The sequence below is a fragment of the Leptothrix sp. (in: b-proteobacteria) genome (assembly GCF_965250675.1).
In the GTDB taxonomy this organism is placed as follows: Bacteria; Pseudomonadota; Gammaproteobacteria; order Burkholderiales; family Burkholderiaceae_C; genus Sphaerotilus.
On the sequence record NZ_CBDFPH010000003.1, the window covers coordinates 1 to 12,935 of the forward strand.

At 67.9% G+C, this 12,935-nt stretch carries 11 protein-coding genes and 3 pseudogenes; 4 read left to right on the plus strand and 10 right to left on the minus strand.

All coding sequences use genetic code 11. The features are described from left to right. The first annotated feature begins 63 nt into the window (after positions 1 to 63). The gene (locus AC5IG3_RS05415; protein ID WP_491905291.1) at positions 64 to 732 is read left to right on the plus strand and encodes a DUF4438 family protein; all 669 of its coding nucleotides are present in this window, start codon (positions 64 to 66) and stop codon (positions 730 to 732) included. A gap of 126 nt (positions 733 to 858) precedes the next feature. Next, the gene (locus AC5IG3_RS05420) at positions 859 to 1,356 is read left to right on the plus strand and encodes a response regulator transcription factor (RefSeq protein ID WP_491905292.1); all 498 of its coding nucleotides are present in this window, start codon (positions 859 to 861) and stop codon (positions 1,354 to 1,356) included. A 30-nt stretch (positions 1,357 to 1,386) separates the two neighbouring features. Here the strand turns inward: AC5IG3_RS05420 and AC5IG3_RS05425 are convergent. The 3 genes and pseudogenes from AC5IG3_RS05425 to AC5IG3_RS05435 all read right to left on the minus strand — a co-directional run bounded on the left by AC5IG3_RS05425 (position 1,387) and on the right by AC5IG3_RS05435 (position 3,052). Beyond that, a pseudogene (locus AC5IG3_RS05425) lies at positions 1,387 to 1,889 on the minus strand (hypothetical protein). A 29-nt stretch (positions 1,890 to 1,918) separates the two neighbouring features. Continuing rightward, positions 1,919 to 2,747: pseudogene (locus AC5IG3_RS05430) on the minus strand (amidohydrolase family protein). Continuing rightward, complete coding sequence (locus AC5IG3_RS05435; protein ID WP_491905293.1) at positions 2,744 to 3,052, minus strand: DUF805 domain-containing protein; 309 nt, start codon at positions 3,050 to 3,052, stop codon at positions 2,744 to 2,746. The pseudogene AC5IG3_RS05430 and the gene AC5IG3_RS05435 overlap by 4 nt, the downstream one beginning before the upstream one ends. An 89-nt stretch (positions 3,053 to 3,141) precedes the next feature. Here AC5IG3_RS05435 and AC5IG3_RS05440 point away from each other — a divergent pair. Further along, positions 3,142 to 4,847 (plus strand): annotated as a pseudogene (locus tag AC5IG3_RS05440) (cation:proton antiporter domain-containing protein). A 13-nt stretch (positions 4,848 to 4,860) separates the two neighbouring features. Further along, positions 4,861 to 5,895 (plus strand): tRNA dihydrouridine(20/20a) synthase DusA, encoded by a 1,035-nt coding sequence (dusA, locus tag AC5IG3_RS05445; RefSeq protein ID WP_491905646.1) that lies wholly within the window; start codon positions 4,861 to 4,863, stop codon positions 5,893 to 5,895. Here the strand turns inward: dusA and AC5IG3_RS05450 are convergent. From AC5IG3_RS05450 to AC5IG3_RS05480, 7 genes are all read right to left on the minus strand, one after another. Further along, positions 5,877 to 6,371, minus strand: a complete 495-nt coding sequence (locus tag AC5IG3_RS05450; RefSeq protein WP_491905294.1) for a retropepsin-like aspartic protease family protein — start codon at positions 6,369 to 6,371, stop codon at positions 5,877 to 5,879. The genes dusA and AC5IG3_RS05450 overlap by 19 nt on opposite strands. Before the next feature lie 10 nt (positions 6,372 to 6,381). Beyond that, positions 6,382 to 7,326, minus strand: a complete 945-nt coding sequence (locus tag AC5IG3_RS05455) for a DMT family transporter (RefSeq protein ID WP_491905295.1) — start codon at positions 7,324 to 7,326, stop codon at positions 6,382 to 6,384. Between the two features lie 9 nt (positions 7,327 to 7,335). Then, entirely contained in the window at positions 7,336 to 8,175 is an 840-nt protein-coding gene (locus AC5IG3_RS05460; protein WP_491905296.1) for an ABC transporter permease, read from the minus strand. Then, positions 8,172 to 9,128 carry an ABC transporter permease gene (locus AC5IG3_RS05465; RefSeq protein ID WP_491905297.1) on the minus strand — a complete coding sequence of 319 codons (957 nt, stop codon included), beginning with the start codon at positions 9,126 to 9,128 and terminating at the stop codon, positions 8,172 to 8,174. Before AC5IG3_RS05465 ends, AC5IG3_RS05460 begins: the two co-directional genes overlap by 4 nt. Before the next feature lie 19 nt (positions 9,129 to 9,147). Then, positions 9,148 to 10,248, minus strand: a complete 1,101-nt coding sequence (locus AC5IG3_RS05470) for an ABC transporter ATP-binding protein (protein WP_491905298.1) — start codon at positions 10,246 to 10,248, stop codon at positions 9,148 to 9,150. Positions 10,249 to 10,251: 3 nt separating this feature from the next. Then, the gene (locus tag AC5IG3_RS05475) at positions 10,252 to 11,361 is read right to left on the minus strand and encodes a polyamine ABC transporter substrate-binding protein (protein ID WP_491905299.1); all 1,110 of its coding nucleotides are present in this window, start codon (positions 11,359 to 11,361) and stop codon (positions 10,252 to 10,254) included. Between the two features lie 61 nt (positions 11,362 to 11,422). Next, entirely contained in the window at positions 11,423 to 12,925 is a 1,503-nt protein-coding gene (locus AC5IG3_RS05480; RefSeq protein WP_491905300.1) for an aldehyde dehydrogenase, read from the minus strand. Between the last annotated feature and the right edge of the window lie 10 nt (positions 12,926 to 12,935).

Here is a 12,935-nt window from a genome sequence, read left to right on the forward strand (position 1 = left end):
ACGCCTGCGTCGGCAACCGCGCCCAGGTGGTGAGCGGGCCCGGCGCGCGGCCAGCGTGGCTGGGTGACGGGCAAGCACGGCGGCGTCGACCATGTGCTGGTCGACTTCCCCACCGCCACGCTGCGCCGGCTGCGCACGGGCGATACGGTGCAGATCGAGAGCGTCGGCCAGGGCCTGCAACTGCTGGATCACCCGCAGGTCGAGGTGCTCAACTGCGCGCCGCTGCTGCTGAGGCGCTGGGGGCTGCAGCGTGTGGACGGTGCCCGCAGTCCGGCTCTTGGCGCGGCCCTGCAGGTGCCGGTGACGCACACGCTGCCGGCGGCGCTGATGGGCTCGGGCCTGGGCCGCAACAGCGCCTGGCGCGGCGATTACGACATCCAGCTGGCCGACGCCGGGCAGGCGCGCCGCTGGCGGCTGGACACGCTGCGTTTTGGCGACCTGGTGTGCATCACCGGCTCCGACACCCGGCATGGCCCGAGCCTGGGCGCTGGCCGCGTCAGCATCGGCGTGGTGGTGCATGGCGACAGCACCGTCAGCGGCCACGGCCCGGGCGTGACCGTGCTGCTGACCGGCCCGCGCCACGCGCTGCGCCCGCTGCACGACCCGCAGGCCAACATTGCGGCGCTGCTGGGCATACGCGCGCCCGCCGCGCCGCGCGCCTATCGCAGCCTGGCGCACCGCACGGGCCATGCGGTGTCGCCGCAGCGCGTGCGCATTCCACTTGGCGCCTGAGCGACTGACACCAAGAGTTACCAGTTCCGGGCGCCCAAAGTGTCCAGACTTGTCCGGGCGCAATAGGACGCCGGGTGCTCCTCTCCGACACTTCTTGCCACTGAACTTGCCTTCAGGAGTCCCAAGTTGGCCTCGCCTTTTTCACCGCTGTTTCCACCCCTGCTGCCCCTGTACAACCGCCGTGCCGGTGACAGGGACGCGCAGCGTGATCCGGCGGCGGATGACGATGCCCACCTGGTCGGCCAGTTCCGCTGTGCCGGCACGCTGTTCGAGGTGGTGGTGATGGCGGCCGCGCCCGATGGAGCGGCCCCCGCCAGTGCCTCTGAGGGGCAGACCTGGCTGGCCTGCTTTCCGGACGGTGACCGCTGGCTGGGCATCAAGGCGCGCGCTGCGCCGGCCTGCGATCCGCTGGTGGCGCTGCTCACCGCGCGCGAACGGCAGATCGTCGAGCAGGTCACGCTCGGCCTGCGCAACAAGCAGATCGCCTACGCGCTGGGCCTGAGCGAATACACCGTGGCGGCCTACCTCAAGCAGGCTTGCTACAAGCTGCAGGTGCGCAACCGCACGGCACTGGTCACCTGCTGCGCGAACTTGCGCCGCCAGGCAGGGTCTGACGAGCACTGACGCGTGCTCCCTGGCGATCTGCGCGGCGCCTCAACCCGGGCGCAGAAACTCGTTGTCGATCCACGCGCTGGCGCTGGTCTGCGTCAGCTTGAAACCGGCGGACACCCCGCACCTGCGCCAGCGGCTCGCCGTCAGCGTCGTGCGCTGCCAGCAGGGCTGTGCGGGTTGTCTTCGTCGGGCACGATGTCGAGCGTGACGCTCACCGTGCCGCCTGCCGTGTTGACCCACAGCTGCTTGTGCAGCAGCGCGTGCAGTTGCTGCTCGTGGCGGCGCAGCACCTCGCGGGCGGTCTTGACCAGCGTGTTGAAGGCGTTGGTGTCCAGCGGCTTGGGGTTCTTCTTGTCGCGGCCCATGGTCCAGGGGCCGACCAGCGCCGGCTCGGGCTCGCCGTCCTTGATCATGGCGACGGCCCAGCCCTCGTCGTCTTCGTTCTTGATGACGCGGGCGGTCCAGCCGTTGTCGCGCCACAGGCGGGGTTCCTTGATGGCGTCGCTGTCTTCAGCGTCAGAGTCTTCTGCGGGGTTCAATGTCATCGCCGGAATGGTAGTGGCAGCGTCACGCCTCAAGACGGAATGCCGAAGCCGAACAGCCGCCGCGGCGTGTCCCACTCCACCGCGCGGCGCTGGGTGGCGTCGGGCAGCAGGTGTTCCAGCAGATGGAGCAGCGGGCCGTAGTCGATGCGGGCTGGGGCGCGCAGGAAAGGCCAGTCGGAGGCCCAGACCAGCGCCTCGGGCGTGTAAGCCTCGACCAGCGCCTTGACGTAGGGCCAGACATCGGCGTGCGGATGCGGCAGCGCCGATACCTTGGCGTAGCCCGAGAGCTTGACGCAGGCGCGGCCCGTGCCGGCCAAGTCCAGCAGCGCCGCAAACCCCGCCTGGCCCACGCCCGCCGCCGGGTCCGGGCGGCCGAGGTGGTCGAACAGCAGCCGTGCGCCGCTGTCCTGCAGCAGCGGTTGCAACGCCACCAGCTGATCGCCCTGGACCTGCACCTGCGCCCATAGGCCGAGGTCGCGCAGGCGCTGCAGCAGCGGTGCGGTTGTCGCGGTAGAAATCGACGCCCAGCAAGGCCACGTTGAAGGCCACGCCGACCACGCCCGCCGCCTGCAAGTCCTGCAACTCGGCGCGGCTGGCGTCGTTGCGCACCACGGCCACGCCCTTGTAGCGGCCGTCGCCGCGCGCCAGCGCGTCGAGCAGGCAGCGGTTGTCCAGCCCGTAGCCCGAGTTCGGGCCAACGATCAGCGCGTGCTGCACGCCATGGGCATCGAGCACCTGCCCGAGCTGGTCGGCCGTGCCGATCTCGGCGCCCGTCGGACGATAGAAGGTGTCCGCCGCATAAGGAAAACGCGCCGGGTCAAAGACGTGCACGTGACAGTCGATGCGGGGCGCGTTCATGCCTCGGCCCGGCTCGGTTGCACCGTCCAGTACAGCAGCACCAGCCAGCCGACCAGCGGGACGAAATAGACCAGCTGCCACCAGCCGCTGCGCCCGATGTCATGCAGCCGGCGTGCGGTGACGGCCAACATGGGCAGCAGCAGTGCCAGGGCGGCCAGGCCGCTGAGCTTTTCGCTGAGGATCGATGCGCCCATGACGATCAGCACCTGGGCCAGCACAAACCACCAGTATTCCGAGCGGTCAGCCCGCCCCTCGAAGGTGGCGTACTTGCCGAGGCAGGTCTTGAAGGCTTCTTGCAGGGTCATGGATGGGTTCTCCCGGTGGGGTCGCTGAGGGTTGTTCGGTCGCCTCCTATCATGCGGGAAACTACCCATGAGATCCACCACCCCGCGTCATGGAACACAACGTCTCCCTCATCACGACCCTGGCTGCGGGCTTCGGCCTCGCCCTCGTGTTCGGCTTTGCCGCCGTTCGGCTCAAGTGCCCGGCGCTGGTGGGCTACCTGCTGGCCGGCATCCTGATCGGCCCGGCCACACCCGGCTTCGTGGCCGACGTGGCGATTGCCGCGCAGCTGTCCGAGATCGGCGTGATGCTGCTGATGTTCGGCGTCGGCCTGCACTTTTCGCTCGCTGACTTGCTGGCGGTCAAGCGTATCGCCGTGCCGGGGGCGCTGGTGCAGATGAGTCTGGCCACGCTGCTCGGCATGGGGTTGGCCTGGTCCTGGGGCTGGACGCCGGGCGCCGGGTTGGTGTTCGGCCTGTCGCTGTCATGCGCCAGCACGGTGGTGCTGCTCAAGGCGCTGGAGGCGCGCCGCAGCCTCGACAGCATGAACGGCCGCATCGCGGTGGGCTGGCTGGTGGTCGAGGACCTGGTGACCGTGATCGTGCTGGTGCTGCTGCCGCCGCTGGCGGGCCTGCTGGGCGGCACGAACGCGCCGGTCGAGGGCGCTGCGCCGCTGTGGCAGACGGTCGGCCAGACCTTGCTGCAGGTGTCGGCCTTCGTCGCCATCATGCTGATTGCCGGGCGGCGGGTGCTGCCATGGCTGCTGTGGCAGGTGGCGCAGACCGGCTCGCGGGAGCTGTTCACGCTGGCGGTGGTGGCGGCCGCCATCAGCATCGCCTACGGCGCGGCGGCGCTGTTTGGCGTTTCGTTCGCGCTGGGCGCCTTCTTTGCCGGCATGGTGATGCGCGAGTCGGAGTTCAGCCACCGCGCCGCCGAAGAGTCGCTGCCGCTGCGCGACGCCTTCGCGGTGCTGTTTTTCGTCTCCGTGGGCATGCTGTTCGACCCGATGGTGCTGGTGGAAGAGCCGGTGCGGGTGCTGGGCGTGGTGGCCATCATCATCCTCGGCAAATCGCTGGCCGCCGCGGCGCTGGTGCTGGCATTCCGCTACCCGCTCAACACCGCGCTGACCGTGGCGGCCAGCCTGGGGCAGATCGGCGAGTTCTCCTTCATCCTGGCCGGCATGGGCCTGTCGCTCGGCCTGATGCCGCCCGAGGGCCTGAGCCTGGTGCTGGCCGGTGCGCTGATCTCGATTGCGCTCAACCCGCTCGTCTTTGCCGCGATCACGCCGCTCAGTCGCTGGGTACAGCAGCGCTCCGAATACGCGCGGCGGCTGGAGCGCCGTGGCGACCCCTACGCCGAGTTGCCGACCAGCACCGAGCGCCAATACCTGCAGGGCCAGGTGGTGCTGGTGGGCTACGGCCGTGTCGGGCGCCGCATTGCCGCGGCGCTGACCGAGCGCGGCATTCCCCACGTCATCGCGAGCAGAACCGCGAGATCGTCGAAGAACTGCGCCGCCAGGGTGTGGCGGCCGTTTCGGGTGATGCAGCTGATCCGGCCGTGCTGATCCAGGCGCACATTGCCGACGCCGCCATGCTCGTCATCACCAAGCCCGACACCGTGGGCGTGCACCAGATGGCCGAGAACGCGCGCCTGCTCAACCCGGACATCGAAATCGTCCTGCGCACCGACAGCGAGCAAGAATCGCAACTGCTGCAGCGCGATCAGGTCGGCGCCGTGTTCTACGGCGAAGACGAACTGGCCAAGGGCATGGCAGCCCACGTGCTGCAGCGTTTCGACCGCTCGGCCCTGGCCCATTGAACGATAGAAAATTATCTTGAAAAATCAACAGCTTACAGAAAAAATGAGTCCTTGGCGCCTGTCGGTTGCGCCGATGATGGATTGGACTGACAAGCATTGTCGTCACCTCCACCGCCTGCTGACCCGCAAGACGCTGCTCTACACCGAGATGGTCACCACCGGTGCCTTGCTGCACGGCGATCAGGCGCGGCACCTGGACTTTGGTGCGATCGAGCACCCGGTAGCGCTGCAGCTGGGCGGCAGCGAGCCGGCCGATCTGGCCGCTTGCGCCAAGCTGGCCGAGCGCTGGGGCTATGACGAGGTCAACCTCAACTGCGGCTGCCCGAGCGAGCGGGTGCAGAAAGGCGCGTTCGGCGCCTGCCTGATGGCCGAGCCGCGCACAGTAGCCGATGGCGTCAAGGCGATGCGCGACGCGACCTCGCTGCCGGTGACGGTCAAGCACCGCATCGGCATCGACCGGGGCGAGAGCTATGAATTTGTGCGCGACTTCGTCGGCACGGTGGCCGAGGCCGGCTGCGAGGTCTTCATCGTCCACGCCCGCAACGCCTGGCTGCAGGGCCTGAGCCCGAAGGAAAACCGCGACGTGCCGCCGCTGCGCTATGAACTGGTGCACCGGCTCAAGACGGAGTTTCCGCAGCTGACCATCGCCATCAACGGCGGCATCAAGACCGATGACGAGATCGCCGCACAGCTGCAGCACGTCGATGGCGTGATGGTCGGCCGGCAGGCGTATCACGAGCCGTGGCAGATGGCGCAGTGGGACGAGCGCTTCTTCGGCGTGGCGCCGCCGGCTACCGCCGTCAGCCGCGAGGCGGTCGAAGCCGCGTGGATCGACTACCTGCAGCAGTTGCACGAGTCCGGCACGCCCTGGCCGCACGCCATGCGCCACGCGCTGGGCCTGTGGAACGGCGTGGCGGGTGCGCGGCTGTGGCGCCAGTTCTGGTCCGACCACCGCCACAAGGCCGTCGCGCCCAAGGAGCTGGCGCGGATCAGCCCAAGGCCAGGTCGGGTGGCGGCAGCAGCGGCGGATCAGCGCGAAGTGGCCTGATCCGAGGCGCTGATGCTCAGGATGCCGTCCTGCTGCGTCAGGCGCAGGCGGCCGAGCACGTCCATGCCCAGCAGCGGCGAATTCAGCGCAGGCAGGACGGTCACCTCCAGACGGCTGGCCATGACGCCGCCCTGCAGCTGTACATCGGCGCGGCTGCGGTGGCCCTGAACCAGGCCGCCGGCCGTCGACGACTGCACCGGGCGGCCCCGCTCCAGCTGGAGTTGCTCGGCCAGCGCACCCGGCAACGCGGTTTGCGTGGCGCCTGTGTCGATCAGGAACAGCAGCGACTGGTCGTTGATCGTGCCGGGCCAGTAGAAATGGCCATCGGCACTGCGGCGGATTTCTATCGTGCCGTCGGCCCAGCGCACCTGACTGCGTTGGCGCTCATGCTGGGCGTACTGCACCGCCAGAAAAACGACGGTCAGGATCAGCAGCCAGAGCGTCAGATGTTTGAGGCTGCCGGGAAGGTCGCGCATCGCCTCCGCCTCAACCCGCTGCCGCCGCCGCCGACCTGGGCGCCGGCCACGTCGCCAGCACCACGCCCAGCAGCGCCAGCGCGAAGGCTGCCGTCTGCAGGGTGTTGACCACCTCGCCCAGCAGGCCCACGCCCACGGCGGCGGCGGCCAGCGGCAGCAACACGGTGAAGACGCCGGCCTGCGAGGCCGGTACGTGGCGCAGGCCGGTCATCCAGAGCCAGACCGTCACCACGCTGGCGGCCAGTGCGTAGAACACCAGCAGCGTCCAGGTGGGCAGGGCGACGGTGCTGAAGTCGAAGCTCAGCGCCTGCCACAGCCCCAGCGGCGTGACGAGCGCCAGTCCCCACAGGTTGACCAGCGCGCTGATGCGCTTGGCGCCGATGCGGCCGCTGAGCTTCTTGCCGATCACCACATAACTGGCCTCGCAGAACACCGCGCCGACCAGCAACAGGTGGCCGAGCCAGGCCAGGTCCGACGTGGCCGCTTGCGGCGTGACGGATGCCACCGGCTTGTTGAACGCTACCAGCACGATGCCCAGCACCGCGCAGGCGATGCCGGCCCCCACGCGACGCGTCAGGCGTTCTTTCAGGAACAGGCGCGACAGCAGCGCCACCACGCCGGGCAGCGCCGCCATGATCACGCCGGCGGCCAGCGCGGTGGTGAGCGCCACGCCGTAGAGCATGCAGATCGAGAACAGGAAGTTGCCGAGAAAGCTCTCGGCGAACAGCAGCTTGCGGTCGTGCGCAGAAATCGGCGCCTCGCCGGCCGGGCGCCGCACCCAGCCGGCCATGGCCACCGCCGCGATGCCGAAGCGCAGCCACGCCAGCAGCAGCACCGGAAATGCCGCCACCAGCCACTTGGACAGGCCGACGTAGCTGCCCACCAGCGCCATGCTGGAGGCGAGGCAGAGGTAGGCGAGCCAGGGCGAGGCGGCGCGGGCCGTGAGGGCCGTCATGTCAAGGCATCAGCCCTTGGCAGCCGCCTGCTGCTCTTTCCAGAGCCGGCGTTCGCGTTTGGCGATCAGGTAGCTGGAGCCGATCACGAAAGTGGCCACCACGCCGATCACCACGGTGGCGAGCGCGTTGACGGTCGGGTCCAGGCCGAGCCGGGCGCGCGAGAAGATCACCAGCGGCAGCGTGGTCGAGCCGGGGCCGGACAGGAAGGCCGACATCACGACATCGTCGAGCGAGAGCGTGAAGGTCAGCAGCCCGGCGGCCAGCAGCGACTGCGCAATCATCGGCAGCGTGACCAGGAAGAAGACCTGCAGCGGGCGGGCGCCCAGGTCTTGCGCGGCCTCTTCGAACTGCGGGTTGAGGTCGCGCAGGCGCGCAGCGATCACGACCGTGGCGTAGGCGGTGCCGACCAGCATGTGGCCGAGCCAGATCGTCACCAGCCCGCGCTCGGGCACGCCGAACAGGCGCTGCGTGGCCACCAGCATCAGCAGCAGCGACAGGCCGACGATGACCTCTGGCATCACCAGCGGTGCGTTGATCATGCCGGTGAAGAGGGTGCGGCCCTTGAACTGCGGGTGGCGCTCCAGCGTGAGCGCGGCCAGCGTGCCCAGAATCACCGAGCCGACGGCGGTGCCCGCCGCCACCTGCAGCGACAGGAACAGCGCGGCGCGGATGTCCTCGTCGCCCATCAGCTTGGTGTACCAGCGCAGCGAGAAACCGGCCCAGACGTTGGGCACCGGCGAGTCGGTGAAGCTGTAGACCACCAGCGCAATGATGGGCAGGTACAGAAAGGCGAAACCCAGCGCCAGCCAGATGCGGCTGGTCCAGCGGCCTGCGGGGGTGACGATCATGGCGTGCTTCCCTTGGCCTGGTTGCGGTTGAAGAGCGCCAGCGGCACGATGATCATCAGCACCATCACGACCGCCACGCTCGACGCCATCGGCCAGTCGTTGTTGGCAAAGAACTCATCCCACAGCACGCGGCCGATCATCAGCGTCTCGGGGCCGCCGAGCAGCTCCGGGATGACGTATTCGCCCACGCACGGGATGAACACCAGCATGGAGCCGGCGATGATGCCGCCCCTGGACAGCGGCACCGTGACCTTCCAGAAGGCGGTCCAGGGCGTGGCGCCCAGGTCCTGCGCGGCTTCGAGCAGTCGGATGTCGAGCTTCGACAGCGTGCCGAACAGCGGCAGGATCATGAAGGGCAGGTAGGTGTAGACCATGCCCAGCAGCAGCGAGAACGGGCTGTACATGAACTGGCCCTCGGCCGGAATCAGCCCGACCGCCAGCAGCAACTGGTCGGCGTGCACCGCCTTCAGCGCCGTGCCAACCCAGCCGGTCTCGCTGTCGAGCAGGCCTTTCCAGGCGTAGACGCGCAGCAGGAAGCTGGTCCAGAACGGCAGCATCACGCCCATCAGCAGCAGCGGCTGGATGGTGGCCTCGGCCCGCGCCATGAAATAGGCGAACGGGTAGCCGATGAACAGGCAGATCAGCGTGGTGGCGCCCGCATACATCAGCGACTGGCCGTAGGTCGACCAGTACAGGTCGTCCTGAAAGATGGTGGCGAAGTTCTGAAGCTTGAGCTTCATGAACAGTTCGCCGTCGGTATAGGTGAACAGGTCGCTGATGCGCGCGCCGTCCATCTCGGCAAAGCTGATGCGCAGCACGATCAGGAAGGGCAGCAGGAAGAACACCAGCAGCCACACGAACGGCACGCCGACGACCAGCGTGCGGCCCCGGGTGGCGGCGGAGGCCAGCGCCTTCAGGCGGGTGGGCAGTGATGCGTTGGGTGCGTTGGACATGGGTGGGCGCCTCCCGCGCTTACTGCGTCAGCACGACTTGCGCGCTCGGCAGCCAGTGCGCCCAGACCTGATCGCCCCAGGTGGGCGCGCCGTCGCGGTTGCGGCTTTCGTTCTCGACGTTGACCTTCAGGCGCGCGCCGCTGGCGAGCTGCAGGTGGTACAGCGTGTAGGCGCCGAAGTAGGAGATTTCCTTGACCGTGCCGGCCACCTGGTTCATGTCGCCGGCTGGTTTCTCGCGGCTGAGGTGCATCTTCTCGGGCCGTACCGCCACCGTGACCGGCTGGCCCAGGTAGCCGGTGATGCCGTGGCCGATGTAGTGGGTGTAGTCGGCGCACTGCACGTGCACGTGGTCGGCCTCGTCGACCGTGATCCGGCCCTCGGCCAGGTTGACGTTGCCGATGAAGTCGGCCACGAACAGCGTGGTGGGCGTCTCGTAGATGTCGCTCGGGCTTCCCACCTGCAGGAAGCGGCCTTCGCTCATGACCGCGATGCGGCTGGCCATGGTCATGGCCTCTTCCTGGTCGTGGGTGACCATCACGCAGGTCACGCCGACCTGCTCGATGATGTTGACCAGTTCGATCTGCGTGGCCTCGCGCAGCTTCTTGTCGAGCGCGCCGAGCGGCTCGTCGAGCAGCAGCAGCTGCGGCCGCTTGGCCAGGCTGCGCGCCAGCGCCACGCGCTGCTGCTGGCCGCCCGAGAGCTGGTGCGGCTTGCGCTTGGCGAATTTGCCCAACTGCGTCAGGCGCAGCATTTCTTCGACCCGCTGCGTGACGTCGGCCTTGGGCAGGCCGTCACGCCGCAGGCCGAAGGCGATGTTGTCCCACACCGTGAGGTGCGGAAACAGCGCGTAGGACTGGAACATCATGTTCACCGGGCGCTCGTAGGGCGGCAGGCCCGACAGGTCGACGCCGTTGAGCACGATGCGGCCGGAGGTGGGCGAGTCGAAGCCGGCCAGCATGCGCAGCAGCGTGCTCTTGCCGCAGCCCGACGAGCCCAGCAGCGCGAATATTTCGCCCTTGGCGACGTTCAGGCTGACCTGATCGACCGCCCGGAAATCGCCAAACTCCTTCACCACGGACTCGATCCGCAGGAAGCCGCCGTCCTCCAGCCCTGTGCTCATGGATCAGCGTCCCGACTTGAAGTTGGTGAAGGTGCGCGTGATCAGCTTGCGCGTGGCCTGGTCGGGCGTGCCGGGCGGGATCATGGTGGCCAGCGCCGCCTCGTTCGGGAATACCGCTGCGTCCTTGGCCAGCTCAGGCTTGACGAACTTGAGCGCTTCCTTGTTCGGGTTGGCGTAGAAGACCGCGTTGGTCAGCGAGGCGTGCACCTCGGGCTTCATGATGTAGTTGATCCACTTGTGCGCGTTCTCGGGGTGCTTGGCGTCCTTGGGGATGGCCATCACGTCGAAGAACAGCAGGCCGCCGGTCTTGGGCAGCAGCACTTCCAGCTGCTGGGGCTTCTTGGCCTTGGCCGACTTGTCCTTGGCGATCATGATGTCGCCCGACCAGCCCACCACCGCGCACAGCTGGCCCTTGGCCATCTGGTCGATGTAGTCGGAGCCCGAGCCGGCAAAGCGCGTCACCGACGGGCGGATCGCCTTGAGCATCGCGCCTGCGGCTTTGTAGTCCTCGGCGTCCTTGGAGGCCGGGTCCTTGCCGATGTACTTCAGTGCGATCGGCATGATCTCGCTGGCAGTGTCCAGGAAGGACACGCCGCAGCTCTTGAGCTTGCTGACGTACTCGGGCTTGAAGACCAGGTCCCAGGCGTTGTCGGGCATCGGCATCGTGCCCAGCGCCTTGGCGACCTTCTCCTTGTTGATGCCCACCGTGGTGTAGCCCCACATCCAGTCGACGATGTGGTCGTTGCCCGGGTCCATCTTGGCGAGCTGCGCCTGGATCGCCGGGTCAAGATTCTTCAGGTTGGGCAGCTTGCTCTTGTCGAGCTTCATCAGCAGGCCGGCCTCGATCTGGCCCTTGGCGAAGTGCGAACCCGGCACCACCACGTCGTAGCCGGTCTTGCCGGCGATCAGCTTGGCGTGCAGGGCCTCGTTGCTGTCGAAGTTGTCGTAGCGGACCTTGATGCCGGTCTCTTTCTCGAAGTTCTTGATCGTGTCTTCGGCGATGTAGTCGGCCCAGTTGTAGACGTTGAGAACTTTTTCTTCCTCGGCCTGCGCGGTGGCAGACGCAAGCACCGCCACGGCGGCCATCAGAACATTCAGGGGTAGCAGTTTCATGGGGACTCCAACATGTTGAGAGAGCGCGGTCACAAATTTCGGCGCGATTATGGTGCAAGCCTCAGCCGTCAATGCGCAGCCAGGTGGTCTTGAGTTCGGTGTATTTGTCGAGCGCGTGCAGCGATTTGTCGCGGCCGTTGCCGCTCTGCTTGTAGCCGCCAAATGGCACGGTGATGTCGTCCTCGTCGTATTGATTGACATGCACCGTGCCCGCTCGCAAGCCACGTGCCACGCGGTGCGCGCGGTTGATGTCGTGGCTCCAGACGCTGGCCTGCAGGCCGTAGTCGCTGCCGTTGGCCAGCGCCAGCGCCTCGGCCTCGGTCTTGAAGCGCAGGATCGACAGCACCGGGCCGAAGATTTCTTCGCGCGCCACGCGCATGGTGGGCTGGACCTGATCGAACACCGTGGGCTGGACGTAGTAGCCACCTGTTTCTGCGCGCACGCGCTGGCCACCGGCAATGCACTGCGCGCCCTCGTCCTGCGCCGAGGCGATGTAGCCCAGCACCGTGTCCATCTGCGTCTGGTCGACCAGCGCGCCCATCACCGTGTCGGCCGCCAGCGGGTCGGCCGGCTGGTAGCGCGGCGCCTGGGCGGCCACCACGGCGGCAAAGTCATCGGCAATCGACTCGTGTACCAGCACGCGCGACGGCGCGTTGCACGACTCGCCCTGGTTGAAGAACATCGCACCCGCCACGGTGCGCGCGGCCTTGGCCGGGTCCTGGTGGTCGTCGAAGACGATGAAGGCCGACTTGCCGCCCAACTCGTTGTAGACCCGCTTGAGGTTGGAGCGCGCCGCGTAATCCAGCATGCGCCGGCCGGTGCGGGTGGAGCCGGTGAAGCCGATGGCGTCGACCTGCATGTGCAGCGCCAGTGCCTCGCCGGCCTCGTGGCCGTAGCCGGGCACCACGTTGAAGACGCCGGGTGGAATGCCGGCTTCTACGGCCAACTCCGCCAGCCGTAGCGCGGTCAGCGGCGATTTCTCGCTCGGTTTCAGCACGATTGAATTGCCCGTGGCCAGCGCCGGCCCGAGCTTCCAGGCCGCCATGATCATCGGGTAGTTCCACGGCACGATCACGCCGATGACGCCCATCGCCTCGCGCGTGATCAGCGCCAGCGCGTTGCGGCCGGTGGGCGCGATCTCGTCGTAGACCTTGTCGATCGCCTCGGCGTACCAGGCGATGGTGCGCGCCGCCGACGGCACATCGACGCTGAGGGAATACTGGATCGGCTTGCCCATGTCGAGCGTTTCCAGCAGCGCCAGCTCTTCCTTGGCGGCCAGGATCTTGTCCGAAAAGCGCTGCAGGATCTTCTTGCGCACGGCCGGCGGCTTGTGCGCCCAGCGGCCATCCTCGAACGCGGCGCGGGCAGCGGCCACGGCGGCGTCCACGTCTGCCTGCTGGCCGCGCGCCACCATGCCGAGCAGCCGGCCGTCGATGGGCGAATGGTTGGCAAACGTCTCGCCCGAAGCGGCGGCCACGCGCTCGCCGTTGATGAAGGCACGGCCGTCTGGCGTCAGGGCCGCTGCGCGGGCGTGCCAAAGGCTGTGGTGGTTGGGTGTTGTCATGACGTGCCGA

Coding starts and splice junctions, on each gene's coding strand:
- AC5IG3_RS05435 (WP_491905293.1), bottom strand. CDS start 3,052: ATGACCCTGCAAGAAGCCTTCAAGACCTGCCTCGGCAAGTACGCCACC.
- AC5IG3_RS05450 (WP_491905294.1), bottom strand. CDS start 6,371: ATGCGCGACCTTCCCGGCAGCCTCAAACATCTGACGCTCTGGCTGCTG.
- AC5IG3_RS05455 (WP_491905295.1), bottom strand. CDS start 7,326: ATGACGGCCCTCACGGCCCGCGCCGCCTCGCCCTGGCTCGCCTACCTC.
- AC5IG3_RS05460 (WP_491905296.1), bottom strand. CDS start 8,175: ATGATCGTCACCCCCGCAGGCCGCTGGACCAGCCGCATCTGGCTGGCG.
- AC5IG3_RS05465 (WP_491905297.1), bottom strand. CDS start 9,128: ATGTCCAACGCACCCAACGCATCACTGCCCACCCGCCTGAAGGCGCTG.
- AC5IG3_RS05470 (WP_491905298.1), bottom strand. CDS start 10,248: ATGAGCACAGGGCTGGAGGACGGCGGCTTCCTGCGGATCGAGTCCGTG.
- AC5IG3_RS05475 (WP_491905299.1), bottom strand. CDS start 11,361: ATGAAACTGCTACCCCTGAATGTTCTGATGGCCGCCGTGGCGGTGCTT.
- AC5IG3_RS05480 (WP_491905300.1), bottom strand. CDS start 12,925: ATGACAACACCCAACCACCACAGCCTTTGGCACGCCCGCGCAGCGGCC.